Origin of the sequence: Sporosarcina sp. P20a (genome assembly GCF_002743175.1) — a bacterium.
Lineage (GTDB): Bacteria > Bacillota > Bacilli > Bacillales_A > Planococcaceae > Sporosarcina.
This window is the reverse complement of record NZ_PDYT01000001.1, coordinates 269,885-284,599: the sequence shown is the minus strand read 5'-3', so window position 1 is coordinate 284,599 and position 14,715 is coordinate 269,885. Positions and strand designations below refer to the sequence as shown.

Genomic DNA, 14,715 nt, shown 5'->3' with positions numbered 1-14,715 from the left:
CTGCGCCCTTTTGATGAGAAATGTGATAAGAGTTACAATTCACTTCCGAAATTTACCTGGATCCTCAATCCTTGTAGATACAACCTCTCCACAATTCAGACAGAAGGTAAATATTTTATTCGATCCAACTGATAACTTTTTGTCCAGTGGTTTAACGGCCATAAAATCCGTACCTTCACCAAACTCAGTACCGTTACACTTCGGGCATTCATTTTTATTCATTCATAACATCTCCCTTATTTTTCTATACGACCGACCGACCGAACTGATCCAATCTAGAGTACAATTCCCGTTCAAGAATTTGGCCTATAACTAAATAGGGTGCAAAACTCTTATACAAGAATCGCACCCTTTTGTTAAATAAACCACTATTCCGTTGTCTTTGATATGTCTATATAAGGTTTCAATTCTATTGTAAAAAAACTTCAATACATTGTTTTTTTAAAATTACTCCCCCAGCGACTGATACTCTGCTGCAAGACCTTTTTGAACGCCTGGTCGTTTCGCAATGCGATGAGACCATTCCAAGAGATGAGTATATTCATCCATGTTTAAAAATTCATAAGAGCCTTCATACAATTTCCCCAAAGCTAACCGTCCGTACCAAGACCATATTGCAATATCTGCAATAGTATAAGTATCGCCAGCGATATAAGAATGCTGAGCTAGTATTTTATCTAGTAAGTCTAATTGACGTTTCGTTTCCATAGTAAAACGATCAATTGGGTATTTCATAGGCTCTGGCGCATAAGCGAAAAAGTGACCAAACCCTCCACCAACATAAGGACCCGCCCCAATTTGCCAGAATAGCCAATTAAGGGTTTCTGTTCGTCCATGAATATCTGTAGGGATCAGTTTATTAAATTTCTCAGCCAAGTATAGCAAAATCGAACCTGATTCAAAAATTTCCAAACGCGGACTTTGACTTTGATCGACTAGGGCCGGGATCTTTGAATTAGGATTGACCTGGACGAAATCTGAACCAAATTGTTCCTCGGCTCCAATATTGATTTCATACAAATCATAATCTGCACCATCGACATCCAACTCTTTTAATTCTTCCAGCATAATCGTCACTTTAATTCCGTTCGGTGTTCCGAGTGAATAGAGTTGGAACGGTGCCTCTCCGACCGGTAATTTTTGTTCAAAACGTTCACCGGCTGTCGGACGATTCCCCCATCTATTTGAATTCTCTTCTTCCCACTTCCACACGTTTGATAATTCATATTTTGTCATCTGAACACTCCTCCTACTATTTATTTAGTAATTCCATCATACTAACAGTACAAAATTATTCCTAATATTTAGTTTATCAGCTTATCGTTATGAATCTTAAACTTTGCTCAGAAAAAGGTAACTTAGTAAATTCCTTAAACAATCTCAATGAAAAGTTGACTGTTTTCTAGCTATAGAATGGCTACTGATATAATATATTGCATTGATCAAATCTAACATCGCCAATAAAAATCGCTCTTACTTTCATTGGATCTTCCTCCTCACAGTGTACATTACAAAATGACACGCTTACTGAACGTCAAAAACTCTTTGTACTTCAATACGATTATACCAAAGATATCCAAATAGATTTTAAAAATAAAAAAGCACCGCAAAATGCGATGCTTCACTTACTATTTCACTATTCACTTCTCAACTAAACAGGTCAGACATAAACCTATTTAGCGTTGTGACACTTTCATAAATCTAACGGTTTGTTCTTCGGAATCATATAACACCCATTCTCTAGAGTCCACTACAGCCCCTACGTTGACCACCGTTCGGGAACCCCTCACTGACATCTCTTCGTTCCAGTTAATCGCTATGTGTTTCCCATCGCTTGTAATGCCTGACCGATGGGTATGTCCGTGAAACACTACGCGTGATTCTGGTAGATGCTCAGCAAGCCACGCCGCCGCTTCGTTATGCGGCCATTGGTGACCGTGGATGACAACTGCCTGATCTATCTTCAAAATCTCCGGTAAGTCATTCAAGAAGTCCCGTATAGGTTCTGTTTGCTTAGTCAGCAACAGAATGCGTTGTTCTTGATTGCCGTAAATGGACGAAAAAGTGAATAGCTCATCGATACCATCCGGATGTATGATCACTTCTTCGATAGTAGGATAAATCTGCCCATGAAGGTCTTTTTTGCTGACCGTGCATTCGTATAAATCACCGGTCCCAATAAGAGTCGCTTCAGGTGCTTCATTAGCAATTTGCGCCAGTACGGCTTGCAAATCTTCTTTGGATGAATGAATATCTCCGAGCAATGCGTATTGCATCGTGTTTCAACCCCTTATTGCGGTTTCGATCGGTGCGTCGTCTTTTGAAATCCAGTCGCTGAAACTACCAACATATAGTTTTACATTTGGATAGTCCAGTTCTTTAAGTGCTGCGAATAAAGGGGAAGCCGTTACACCACTGCCACAGTAGACGATGACATCATCTTCAGGTGACACAACTTGTTGTAAGTGTTCTTTCGCTTGCTGCACGTCATACTGTCCATCTTGCTTTAATTGTTCCCAATCAAAGTTTCGCGCTGTCGGTATATGGCCCGCCTTGTGGTAGAGCGGTTCTATTTCTCCCCGATAGCGAACTTCAGAACGAGCGTCGACAAGTTGTGACGCTCGATTGCCCGCCACCACTTCTTCGACTTCACTTCTACTTGCATATAGGTGATCTTGCCACTGCGGTTCCACTGTTGAGCGTGCAGGTGTTACAGAGTCACTTGTTACGTCAACGATTTCGCGTAATTCAGCATATCCTTCTGTTACAACATGCACATCCGTGAAGCCTCCATATTGCAACATCCACCAAGCACGTGTTGCAAAAGGACTCCCACCATCGTCGTAAATCAAAATTGTATCCGTACGTTCCAGTCCACTTTTACGGAATAGTTCAGTCAACTGTTCAGTAGAAGGCAACGGATGACGTCCACCTTCTAAAGAAGTGCCGGACAGATCTTCTGCTAAATCCCAATGAACGGCGCCTTTTACGTGTTCTTTTTGATAATCAAGTTTGCCACGTTCTTCATCTTGCAATGAAAAGCGCGCATCGATCCATTTCGCATGACTTGTCTCTATATCGTGAATAGATACGAATACTTGTGTCATTGAACCAACTCCTCTTGACGGATTTTTTCATACGTTTTCTGCCATTGTTCCAGCTGCTCCGAACCATCAAGCAATGTACGCTCCGATTCGATTTGCACTAGACTTTCCTGCAATAAATGAACGCGTAATGCTTCTGCTTCATCGTCGATCCATAAGTCTGCCCACTTCTCAATACGTTCTTTCTGATCGCCAAGATAGCTCGATGCATCTTTTTTCAATATTTCTTCCAGCTTCGCTTTTAAGATATCGCGATCACCGCGCTCAAAGAACGATTTTTGATTTTTGAAGGATTTATTGACCGCACTATATACCATAGGTTCTTCATATGGCGTATCAAATGACAGCATGTCTTTGTCATTTGGCTCATATGGTGAAGGCACGATCGACTGATCCATTTCGGATAATGACCGAACTTCCATCCGTTGACGTTCTAGCAATTGCTTCTTCATGTACTGGAGAATACGCAAATTCGTTACTTTTAATTCCTGTGTTAAGTCAAAGCCTACCATATTGACTGTTTCCGCCAACGCAATTTTTAATGCTTTATCCGATGAGTTCTTCGCGAACGTGGACGGACTATAGCCTTCTTTAAAGAAATCGCCGAAACGCAAGAAGACGCGTTGCAAAATATAGTAGACAAGCTCACTCAATTCATCTTGAGTGGATTTCACTAAGATCTCACTTGCGCTCTTTTCGAAGCGCTCTTTAATTGCTTTTTCAGCGGTCGCGAGTTCCTCTAGTCTTTCCGCTTTACGTGAACGGTTTTGAATCGTTCTATCGATTAACGAAGCTAGACGATCGATTGTTTTCGTCGTTTCTTCTTCCAGAGCCTGAACAACTTGCGCGCGCAAATCATGCTCAAGGAATGAATAAAATTTCTCTTCGAAATCGACCATTAATGGATTCGGTTGTTGTGTTAACTTGCCTTCCAATGCTTCAAGGCTTGAAATACCGTGCACTCGTGGATTACGGATTCCAAATTTCTGCAATTCATTCGCAACGAAGCCTTTTACTTCTTCTCCTTCTTCTTCATTCGAAGCAAGGTCGATTGCGTTGACGATAAAGAACATTTTATCAAGTTCGAATGCATCTTTTACACGGCCCAGCTGAATAAGGAATTCACGGTCGGCACGTGCGAATGCATGATTATAGTACGTTACAAAAAGAATCGCATCGGCATTACGAATATATTCAAATGCTACGTCGGTATGACGCGCGTTGATCGAATCCGCTCCCGGTGTATCCACTAATGTAATACCGTGGCGAGTTAAGGCACAATCATAAAAGAAGTCGATCGATTCGACGAAACAGCTACGTTCCTCTTGTGCAACAAATTTCGTAAACTCTTCACGCTCTACCGTCAACGTCGTACCGAGTGCAGGCGTATAGAGTGGATACCCTCTCTGGAATGCGCTGATGAACGACTTATGGATGTGCAAGTTCTCGTCTTCAAGTGGTTGTTTCATCGCAGCATCTGTTTTATTGAAAGCATCTTCAAGTGAAGAAATATTGATACCAAGTGCACCGAAAGAGAGCGCTACGTCTTCTGTCATCGTGGCAACATCTTTCAAGTGGATATCTGCAGTATTATGTAAGTGCGTTTCACTTACTGGACGAATTCGGTTGATCGCAGCGGTTGTTGGGTTCGGTGAAACAGGTAATACTTTTTCACCTATCAACGCGTTTGAGAATGAAGATTTACCCGCACTGAATGCACCAAACAACGCAACTGTGAATTCTTGCCCTTTTAAGCGATCTGCTTTTGTCATCAAATACGATGCCGTTTCTGCAAATCCTGGAATGGCTTCAACAGACCCTGCGATGTGTTGTGCATGAATGATTGCTTTTTCTGAATCGACGATTTGACGTTGTTCTTCCACCACTTCTTCTACTTCTTCAGCAACCGTTTCTTGCTCTTCTACTTTCGCTACATATTCAATTGTTTCAATTTTCTTAGGCTGTTCCCACTTAGCAACGAGTTGATCGCGGCCCATACGCGTCGGTGCTGACGGATTGGCGATTTCTTTATCGACCCATTCCATACGCTCTTGCCATTTATTCATTTCTTTTAGTGCATCTACTTTTTCTTGCAACACCGCAATCGTTTCCACTAGAGGTCCTGATTGCTCGCCACCGGATTCTTTCGCAATCACTGACATTTCCTGTTTCCATTTATCCGTTTTGCGCTTGTACACTAAATGAATAGCACGTTTCATTTGCTCTGCGTAATTCAAAATGGTTTCGCCGGTGATCACTTCTTGTACATGGAGTTGCTCATCCACTTCGTCAAACGGTAGTGTCAGATCCATATTATCAATCGCAAGTGAACGCTCATCGGTTAAAATCCCTGCTTGTTTCAATGAACTCTTCATCAAAGACTTCATATAAATTTCGATTTGCGTGTGGGCTAGACCTGAAATATTATCATCTAGCTTTTGACGACGTCTTTCGCGCTCTTCTGCTGTCTTCTTCGCGCCAAATAGTAAACCGACTTTGAATTTCGGTGACTTCGCTTCTAGATGATCTTTTAATAATTCTCTCGTTTCAAACGGCGCTAGTCCCGCGTTCGACAATAATTCATTGCGTTCTTTTTCAAAATTCACATAGAATTCGTCACCCGAGACTAGTTCTAAACGTTTTTTCGCATCTTTCAAATCTTGATTTAACTCTTCAAACTGCTCCCACTCGGATTCGCTTAAGATTTCCGAATGGTTCTCCTTCAAGTCATCTACTTGTTGCTGAAGATATGTCATATGCTCATCTTTTAATTTTAATAATGATTGTTCAATATTCTGTTCAAAGTTCTCTTCGCGGTGTTCAATCGAACCGTCAACAATCGCCTTAACTTTTTCAAAATCATTATGCGGGTGATCCAGCTGTTTCAATGACGTGTAGAAAATTCCTTTTGGCTCTACCCCCCATAATTTGAACGAATCTTCAACGGACTTTTTGAACTCATCGAACGATAATTCACTGTCACGGTGCTTATCGATCTGATTAATAATTAAATACACATTACTGTTATAACGCATTAATTCTTTTGTGAAGCGGAAGTTCATTTCAGATTGTACGTGGTTATAGTCCATCGTATAAAATACAAGATCCGCTAAGTGCAATGAAGACTCGGTAGATAGTCTATGTGCATCATCTGTCGAGTCGACACCTGGTGTATCCATTACCGTAATTCCTTCTGGTAAATTGGATTCGGTATGACCGATTTCAACTAATGAAACTTCAGCCCCGTCCTTACTGTAGGCTTTTACGCCTTCAGAGAAACCATGACCGCTGAATTTCACTGCACTTCCATCGACGCGGTGGATAATGGCATAATCCTCATCCGCTTTATGCACCTTCACAATATTCGCACTTGTCGGAATAGGGCTAGATGGTAAAAGGTCGTCTCCTGTTAATGCATTGATTGTCGAAGACTTCCCTGCCGAAAAGTGTCCAGCAAAAGCAATTGTATATTCTTTGTCGATTATTTTATTAGCGAGTAATGTCGTCTTTGCTTTGCGTTCATCATCTTCATTGTTTGAAAAAATTTGTCCATATGTAGCAGACTGCTGTAAAAACTCATGATTTGTAGACATAATCGTCGTCCTTTCAATTTAAACTCATCTCATCATACCATTAATGCGTGAAAAAATAGATAGTTACTTTATAAGTATTACTTTAATAATGAAGAATGTATGATGCACGTGTGATTTGTATAATCATCCTAGCAAATTTTGAGGAAATTGAACGAATAGTGATAGTAGGACTATTCATTCAAAATTTATCTAGTCTATTAGATATGTTTAGTGATATGATTGAACTACTAAATCGTTCGTGAAAGGATGTCCCTTTAGATGGATACAGCAACAAATGTTCAAAAAGTTTTAAATGCAACGATTGCCTCCCTTACTACTGTTGTCCCATTAAAATTCCAAGTGCTTTCTCCCACCCTTATACAGCAACCGTATGAACAACGTGAAATCAGTGTATTGATCGGTCTCATTGGAGATATTAAAGGTCGTTTAATTGTAGAGCCTACCCATTCCATTATCAGTGACATCGGTCTAGCTATGTTTGGTATGCAGATCGAAGGTGAAATGGCCGAGTCATTTACTGGAGAACTCGGGAATATGATTGCGGGAAACCTTTGTATAGTATTAGAAAAAGCTGATCTGACGCTAGATATTTCACCACCTACTGTCATGACAGGACAAACAAAGTTTTATGGCTTTAAGCAGGCATTTCAAATCCCAGTGAAATTTGAAGATGGCCAGACGCTAAATTTATTGCTTACGATTGACGAAGAACGATGACAGGCAAAAAGCGTGTAGATATCGGAACTCCGACGTCTGCACGCTTTTTCTATCTTGTTCACGAGAATGGTACAGGCAACACACGTTCCATAACCGGTAATAATTCTATATTCTCTGGTTTTACAAATAAATGAATTGTCCCGTGGTCATCGCTCGTTCGAATCAATCGTCCAATTCCTTGTCGCAAACGCAATAGCATAAATGGTAGGTCCACTTCGTCAAACGGATCTTCCGCAAATTCCCTTCTAGCTTGGAATAGCGGATCATGCGGTGGAAACGGTAAGTCAAAGATGATGACACGAGTCAACGCGTCATTCGGCAAATCCAGACCTTCCCATAAATGATAAGAGAAGAAAACATTCACTTTCTGCTGTTGGAAATCTTTTACTAATGACGATAGGGAACGTTCCCCTTCATACGTCACCATGACACTTTGTTCGAGCGGTAATTGTTCGTAGGCTTCCATCATCGATTGCTTGGAACTGAACAATACCAATGTCTGTTCCTCTTCTTCGAGGAGTTCTGAAAGACGCGTGATGTTCTCTTGCGTATTGCCTTGTTCCAAATGAATTTTCATGACATTTTCATAGTCGAATGGTGATGCGATAGAAAATGATTGATAATCTACGATACCTAAGCTGTATGCCAAGTAATCAAATGATTTCTCAACTGACAATGTGGCAGAAGAGAAGATAATCGGCATCGTTCCAGTGAATAACTTCTCTTTCAAAATAGACGTGACAAGTCTTGGCATAATGAGCAATGTACTTTCTTCACGACGATTTTCAAGCCAATCTACCGCGTCATTGTCACCCGCAAATAGCTCCATTGAATAAATGTACTGTTCCAAATACTCTTCGACAATTTTTAAGTCGTATTCAGGAATCACATATAATTCGCCTTCAAAAACAAATTCTTCAAGAAGTTCATTTGATAATGCGACTGCTGTCTTAGCAAGCTTCATCATTTCCTTATTCTTTTCGATTGTCAGGCGTTCATTGTCATGTTGAATGGCATTACTTTTCAACTGTTTGAAAAACAGTTCATGTGTCTCGAGTAATTGCTCCATTAACTGCAACGTTTTCTCTCGGATGCCGTCGACCATAATACGTTCAAGCAAATTGATAATCGTTTGTTCTTGCACTTCATATGTCAATGCACGCTGAGCGGAATACTCAAGCAAATGTCCTTCATCAAAAACAACCATCGATACTTCAGGTAATAAAGGCAACTGACCTTGTCTAGCACGGGATTCTTTTGTCCATAAATGCTCCATATAGAAGTCATGTGAGCAAATGATCAAGTCAGCAGCTTCACGATAATGATTACGATGAATCGTTTGCCCACAACGATTACGAATATCACAAGCCGCACATTGCATAATCGGGTGGTAATTAATCATTTCCCACTCTTCATCGGCTAAATACGGATAATCTGAACGCACACCATAAGGATAAACCGACTGCAAAGAACGCTCTGCATTCACGAATTCCGGCAACTGATCTTCGACTAAATCGACAAAATCCTCGTTCGTCTTCATGCTTGTTTCTTCCAGACGTTTTAGACAAATATACTGATTACGCGCTTTCGCCAAACGGACGTCCACTGTCATATTGAGTGCGGTACTCAATTTCTGAATATCGCCTTCTTCTTTGATCAATTGATCGATCAGTGTTTCATCTGCGCAGGAAATCACGGCTGGCTTACCTGTATAACGTGCATACGCAATAGCCGGCAATAAGTACGCAATCGTTTTCCCTGTACCCACTCCCGCTTCTGCAAGCAAGACATTTTTTTCTTTCAGTGCTTTTTCTATTTGAAATGCCATATAAATTTGCTCATCACGGCATTCGAATCCTTTTTCTGTTAAATCATCATATAACGTATCCCCGAGCCAATCGTTGAGAGATTCATAAAACGTTTGCCCTTTATCCAACTCAAATGGAATTTTTGTACTCATACTGACTCCTCCTGATTGCAAGCGAAAGGAAGAGGGATCTACTCCTCTTCCTGCCCGTCTAATTATGAACGCTGTCCCCAGAACTGATATAAATCAGTACGGATGAAGCCGTTAAATAGTTTACGTTTTTTCGTTGCACGTTTGCCGTACATCGTTTCATAGTTTTCAAGTGAAGATAAAATATATACAGACCATGATGGATATTGTTTCATAATCTCACCAAGTACTTCTGCAATATCTTCTGCTTCTTCCACTTCACCAAGACGTTCACCGTATGGCGGATTGGCGATCAAAACTCCATTTTGTCCTTCAAGACTCAAATCACGCACGTCTCGCTGTTCGAATGAAATCAAATCTGTAAATCCTGCTTCCATAGCATTCCGCTGTGCCACAGCGACGATATTGTGATCTACGTCAAACCCACGAATATCGAGTGGTAAATCATACTTCGCAACGTCTTCTACTTCTTCGCGAACACGATCCCACACATCTGCTGTCATCCAAGGCCATTCTTCACTTAAGAAAGAACGATTATAACCTGGCGCTAAATTTTGTCCAATCATCGCGGCTTCAATAGCAATCGTACCAGAACCACAGAATGGGTCTACAAATGGACGATTCGGGTTCCACTTAGAAAGCTTAACGAGTGCAGCTGCCATCGTTTCCTTTAGTGGTGCATCCCCTTGGGCCATACGATAGCCGCGTTTATGCAAGCCTTGGCCACTTGAGTCAATTGTCAATGTTACTTTATCTTTTAATATAGAAACTTCTAATTTAAAAAGCGGACCTGATTCACTTAAGAATCCAGTTCGTTTATACGCGCTATTCAATCGTTCCACAATCGCTTTTTTCACGATTGCCTGACAGTCTGGCACGCTAAATAATTTTGACTTGACGGATTTACCTGAAACTGGGAAAGCGGCATCTACCGGCAAGAACTCTTCCCATGGCAAAGCTTTCGTACGTTCGAATAACTCATCAAATGTGAAGGCTTTAAATTCGCCCACAATAATTCGTACACGGTCGCCCACGCGCAACCACATATTCGTTCTCGCGATTGCTTCTTCGTCTCCCGAAAAATAGACTTTTCCGTTCTCTGTCTGGCATTCATAGCCAAGATCTTTTATTTCAGATGCTACGATGGATTCGAGCCCCATGGCAGCGGTTGCTACTAAATTGTATTTACTCATGTTTCAACACTCCATTCTTTTCTTTCGGTCAATATGTCCCTTCTATCTTTAGAAAGGTATATGTATACGTTCGTTTCTATAAAAAGAAAAACTCTCCCAAAACTGTAGGAGAGCTAATTGTAAGATAAATGCCATAGAATATTCTGTAAGCCATGTTTTGTTCTTCGGTACTCAAACGGCTCGCGCCTCGTACTTGAAGTGGTAATCATCTATCTACAGACAATTGCCTGTTCCTTCCTCCATTGAATTCTTTCGGAAGAACGCCCCTACCATAATTTGGGTTTCTCACTCGTGGGGTTTACCCGTTCCACTCGACATGTTTCCATGCCGACTACGTCACTGTGGCACTTTCAGAGAATCTAGTCCATATCCGAAGACTTAGGAGTTATTCCCGCCATCAATGCAGATGCATTGCCCCGGCTTATTTTTTCACCGAGCACGAACACTACGGTCATCTCAGATCCGTGTGAGCATGGACTTTCCTCTACAACCGAAGTTGCAGCGATTACCTGAATACTCTCTATGGCACTCCTGAGTATACACCAAATCGGTTCGTTATACAATGGATTCGTTTGAAAGAGTTAGATTTTATGTTTGGAGTGATTTGTTGAATGAAGTAATAAGTGGTTTGGGATTGAGGCTTGAGCCGTTATGGTGGATGGATGTAGATCATTCACTGTCAGTAGTGTGTGACTTATTGTGATCTTAAAACTTATTTAAGTTCAAGAGCAGATGGAGTTCAGAATCTATTGTAGATAAAGTGTGTATTGAGCGGTTATATCTAGTTAATGAGCGGTTAGAGTGAAGGATAGAGCGGATGCGGTGTAGGTATGAGCGCTTGTTGGAAGTTATGAGCGGTTGAAGCGAAAGTATGAGCGCTTAACCAAATTAATGAGCGCAGACGAGTCCTCATTCATAATTGATTCGCCTTTCCAACTAAAAACAACATAAAATTGATCGTTTAGTGTCAACAAAGTGTTGGAAGTAGCCTTTTAGCCTGCAAACCCTCACCACCGATGCTAAAGTCAACTTTTCCCCATCAATTTTCCCAAATTACATAGTGTAACTTCTATAAAACAGGGAAATCATCTAGCAAGTCTAGTATTTACGGTTTAAAGGAGGGCTATTGTATGAAGGAAATCAAAGATGAGATTGTTTTGCGTGGACTACGAGAAAACAATTTGAAAGATATAGATTTAAATTTGCCGAAGGAACAGATTACGGTGTTTACTGGGTTATCTGGGTCGGGCAAGAGCTCGGTTGTGTTTGATACGCTTGCGACGGAAAGTAGACGGCAGATGACGTTGAATTATCCACTGTATGTACGAAACCAAATGCCTCGTTACGAACGGCCGCGTGCTGATTTAATGCGGCATTTGAGCCCAGTTATTGTGGTGGAGCAAAAACCTGTTGGGGGTAATACTCGCTCGACAGTTGGGACGTATATGGATATTCATCCATTGATCCGTCTTTTGTTCTCGCGCATCGGTACACCTGCAATTGGCTCGGCTACTGATTTCTCCAGTCAAAGTTCATTTGGTAAATGTCCAGAGTGTAATGGTTTCGGTGAAGTCGTGTACCCTGATTTGCATAAAATTATCGACTTGGACAAGTCACTTCGTGAGTACGCCGTAAAGTTTAAGCCATTGTCCCCTTCTGGTTGGCAAGGTAGATGGATGATGACAGGTGGATTATTCGACCCGGATTTGCCAATTAAAGAGTACCCAGCAGATCAATACAATTTATTGATCTATGGTCCTCCTGAAGGTGAAAGAGTGTTTGCGCCATTCCATACGAAAGATGGTCCGCATGATCATGAGTGGGATGGCTTATTACCTAGATTTGTACGTCTATATATTAATCGAGATATCTCAAAGCTCAAACAAACATCGCAAGAAGATGTTCTGGCTGTGTCGACACATACATTATGCCCAACCTGTGATGGCTCAGGATTAAATCCTGAAGTGTTGAAGTGCAAAATCAATGGTTTCAATATTGCTGAATACGATAAGTTGGAACTGACAGAGCTACTGCCAGAACTGAAAAACATAGGTGATCCTTTAGGTGAGTCTATTGCGCAACAAGCAATCCCCAATGTACAACAACTGATTGACTTGGGACTTGGCTATTTAAGTCTATCAAGAAAAATGGGAACTCTTTCTGGCGGAGAAGCGCAACGTGTGAAAATTGCAAGACATTTAGGTAGCAGCTTAAACAATATTACCTATATTTTCGATGAGCCAAGTGCTGGCCTTCATCCAGAAGAAGTGGATATGCTCATTCAGATGCTCCAAAGTTTGAAAGCTAACCATAATACTGTCATCGTGATTGAACACGATTTATCTGTTATAAAGGTAGCGGATGAAATTGTGGAAATGGGACCAGGTGCTGGTGCTGCTGGTGGAGAGATTGTTTATCAAGGTGAGCCAGACGGATTACAAAATGCTTCTGCATTAACGAAACTCGATCACAAATTAGAAATCAATCAGAACCCACGTGAGTCAAACGGTCATTTCACCGTGACAAGAGCGAATAATAATAACTTAAAGGATGTATCGATTGATATCCCTAAAAACGTTCTCGTATCCGTCTGCGGCGTTTCAGGTTCAGGTAAGAGTTCACTACTATTTGAAGCGTTCTCGACAAAATATCCCGATATAATTAAAGTAAGCCAAGGCCGTATCGGAATTTCTAGCCGCTCGACGCTAGCTACCTATATGGGAATCATGGATGACATACGGCAGAACCTTGCGAAAGAAACGGGACAGCCGGCTGGTCTATTTAGCTTTAACTCGTTAGGCGCTTGCCCAGTATGTGATGGTAAAGGAGTCACCACTCCAGATGTGGCATTTGCGGATCCGGTCACCGTAGTTTGCGAAGCTTGTGGTGGTTTACGCTATTCAGATGAGGCCCTTTCCTATGTGTATCGCGGGAAAAACATCGCGGAAATCTTAGAATTAACAGTAGACGAATCGCAAGAGTATTTTGTTTCACCGAAGATTTTAAAAAGAATGGACATGCTGGATGAAGTCGGTTTAGGTTATCTCACATTAGGGCAAACGACCAGTTCATTGAGCGGTGGGGAAATTCAGCGACTTAAACTGGCAAGTCACTTACAAAATGAAGGACAAATCTATCTGTTGGACGAACCATCATTAGGGTTGCATATGAGCGATAATGGTAAGCTACTTGAATTGTTCCAAAAACTTGTAAACAAAGGGAATTCCGTGATCATCATTGAACATAATCTAGACTTCATTGCAGCTAGTGACTGGGTAATCGAGCTAGGTCCGGGCGGTGGAAAACGTGGAGGTACCATACTCTTTGAAGGGACACCGCAAGAAATGCTGTCTGCGGACACGCTAACAGCGAAGTGGTTGAAGGACGGCGTTTGATTCTTTACTATCTAACTCCAGGATAAGAGGTGAGCGATTTGGAAACGCTTCGTATTCGTATACAGGATCCAGTAGTCGAATCTATTTGCGCGAAGGACCCTAGACTTAAACAATTGATTACACTCATTGGTGATATTGAAGTTCCGTTACGATCAGATTATCTATCTTCTATTGTACGGTCCATCATAGGTCAGCAGATTTCAGTAAGTGCTGCAAGTGCCATCTACGCACGTTTACTAAATTTGCTCGGAGGTCGTATAACAGTGGACGGGTTGCTAGCCACGTCACAGGAAGAATTAAGGGAAGCTGGCTTGACTATGAGAAAAGCTGAATATGTAAAAGACCTTGCAGATAAAATAGTGAACCGTGATCTGGATCTTAGGAATATTGGACCCTATGACAATGACGCGATTCTCAAGCAATTAATCCATGTCAAAGGGATCGGTAAATGGACAGCAGAAATGTTTTTGATTTTATCACTCGGCCGTCAAGACGTGCTTGCGATCGATGATGTAGGAATCCAGCGATCTGCACAATGGCTATATGGAGTGGAAAAATCCGAACGCCGTCAACTACTTATTGAGAAATCACCGCTTTGGGCACCAAATCGTTCCATTGCGTCCTATTACCTTTGGGAAGCAATTCATCTAGGTTTTGTTCAGGATTTTGACTCGATTGAAGAATTAATCGATACGAAAAATGAACTTCAATAATTCAAAAAGCACCGCCACATATTATAAACTGTGGCGGTGCGTT

At 41.4% G+C, this 14,715-nt stretch carries 10 protein-coding genes and 1 other RNA gene; 3 read left to right on the top strand and 8 right to left on the bottom strand.

Annotation, left to right across the window (positions count from 1 at the left end; genetic code table 11):
• Positions 1-39: 39 nt before the first annotated feature.
• The 5 genes from CSV72_RS01415 to CSV72_RS01395 all read right to left on the bottom strand — a co-directional run bounded on the left by CSV72_RS01415 (position 40) and on the right by CSV72_RS01395 (position 6,697).
• Positions 40-222 carry a hypothetical protein gene (locus CSV72_RS01415; protein ID WP_099676796.1) on the bottom strand — a complete coding sequence of 61 codons (183 nt, stop codon included), beginning with the start codon at positions 220-222 and terminating at the stop codon, positions 40-42.
• Between the two features lie 225 nt (positions 223-447).
• Positions 448-1,236: a glutathione-dependent disulfide-bond oxidoreductase gene (yghU, locus tag CSV72_RS01410; RefSeq protein ID WP_099676795.1), complete on the bottom strand. Its 789-nt coding sequence runs from the start codon at positions 1,234-1,236 to the stop codon at positions 448-450.
• 440 nt (positions 1,237-1,676) lie between these two features.
• Entirely contained in the window at positions 1,677-2,276 is a 600-nt protein-coding gene (locus CSV72_RS01405; protein WP_099676794.1) for a metallophosphoesterase family protein, read from the bottom strand.
• Positions 2,277-2,282: 6 nt separating this feature from the next.
• Entirely contained in the window at positions 2,283-3,107 is an 825-nt protein-coding gene (locus CSV72_RS01400) for a sulfurtransferase (protein WP_099676793.1), read from the bottom strand.
• Positions 3,104-6,697, bottom strand: coding sequence for a dynamin family protein (locus tag CSV72_RS01395; RefSeq protein ID WP_099676792.1), 3,594 nt, complete (start codon positions 6,695-6,697; stop codon positions 3,104-3,106). The genes CSV72_RS01400 and CSV72_RS01395 overlap by 4 nt, the downstream gene beginning before the upstream one ends.
• A gap of 258 nt (positions 6,698-6,955) precedes the next feature.
• On the opposite strand from CSV72_RS01395, the gene CSV72_RS01390 reads away from it, so the two are divergent.
• Positions 6,956-7,414, top strand: a complete 459-nt coding sequence (locus CSV72_RS01390) for a chemotaxis protein CheX (RefSeq protein WP_099676791.1) — start codon at positions 6,956-6,958, stop codon at positions 7,412-7,414.
• Between the two features lie 58 nt (positions 7,415-7,472).
• Here CSV72_RS01390 and CSV72_RS01385 read toward each other — a convergent pair whose 3' ends face one another.
• The 3 genes from CSV72_RS01385 to rnpB all read right to left on the bottom strand — a co-directional run bounded on the left by CSV72_RS01385 (position 7,473) and on the right by rnpB (position 11,081).
• On the bottom strand, positions 7,473-9,374 hold the full coding sequence (locus CSV72_RS01385) for an ATP-dependent DNA helicase (RefSeq protein WP_099676790.1): 1,902 nt from the start codon (positions 9,372-9,374) through the stop codon (positions 7,473-7,475).
• A gap of 62 nt (positions 9,375-9,436) precedes the next feature.
• Positions 9,437-10,564 (bottom strand): THUMP domain-containing class I SAM-dependent RNA methyltransferase, encoded by a 1,128-nt coding sequence (locus tag CSV72_RS01380; protein ID WP_099676789.1) that lies wholly within the window; start codon positions 10,562-10,564, stop codon positions 9,437-9,439.
• A 141-nt stretch (positions 10,565-10,705) separates the two neighbouring features.
• Positions 10,706-11,081, bottom strand: an RNA gene (gene rnpB, locus CSV72_RS01375) — RNase P RNA component class B.
• 613 nt (positions 11,082-11,694) lie between these two features.
• Between rnpB and CSV72_RS01370 the strand changes: the two genes are divergently transcribed.
• Complete coding sequence (locus CSV72_RS01370) at positions 11,695-13,959, top strand: ATP-binding cassette domain-containing protein (protein WP_099676788.1); 2,265 nt, start codon at positions 11,695-11,697, stop codon at positions 13,957-13,959.
• A gap of 38 nt (positions 13,960-13,997) precedes the next feature.
• Positions 13,998-14,672, top strand: coding sequence for a DNA-3-methyladenine glycosylase family protein (locus tag CSV72_RS01365; RefSeq protein ID WP_158232108.1), 675 nt, complete (start codon positions 13,998-14,000; stop codon positions 14,670-14,672).
• The last annotated feature ends 43 nt before the right edge of the window (positions 14,673-14,715 follow it).

What these genes read in the sequence shown, in the direction of transcription:
- CSV72_RS01390 (WP_099676791.1), top strand. Translation starts at nt 6,956, where the DNA reads ATGGATACAGCAACAAATGTTCAAAAAGTTTTAAATGCAACGATTGCC.
- yghU (WP_099676795.1), bottom strand. Translation starts at nt 1,236, where the DNA reads ATGACAAAATATGAATTATCAAACGTGTGGAAGTGGGAAGAAGAGAAT.
- CSV72_RS01400 (WP_099676793.1), bottom strand. Translation starts at nt 3,107, where the DNA reads ATGACACAAGTATTCGTATCTATTCACGATATAGAGACAAGTCATGCG.
- CSV72_RS01415 (WP_099676796.1), bottom strand. Translation starts at nt 222, where the DNA reads ATGAATAAAAATGAATGCCCGAAGTGTAACGGTACTGAGTTTGGTGAA.
- CSV72_RS01370 (WP_099676788.1), top strand. Translation starts at nt 11,695, where the DNA reads ATGAAGGAAATCAAAGATGAGATTGTTTTGCGTGGACTACGAGAAAAC.
- CSV72_RS01395 (WP_099676792.1), bottom strand. Translation starts at nt 6,697, where the DNA reads ATGTCTACAAATCATGAGTTTTTACAGCAGTCTGCTACATATGGACAA.
- CSV72_RS01380 (WP_099676789.1), bottom strand. Translation starts at nt 10,564, where the DNA reads ATGAGTAAATACAATTTAGTAGCAACCGCTGCCATGGGGCTCGAATCC.
- CSV72_RS01405 (WP_099676794.1), bottom strand. Translation starts at nt 2,276, where the DNA reads ATGCAATACGCATTGCTCGGAGATATTCATTCATCCAAAGAAGATTTG.
- CSV72_RS01385 (WP_099676790.1), bottom strand. Translation starts at nt 9,374, where the DNA reads ATGAGTACAAAAATTCCATTTGAGTTGGATAAAGGGCAAACGTTTTAT.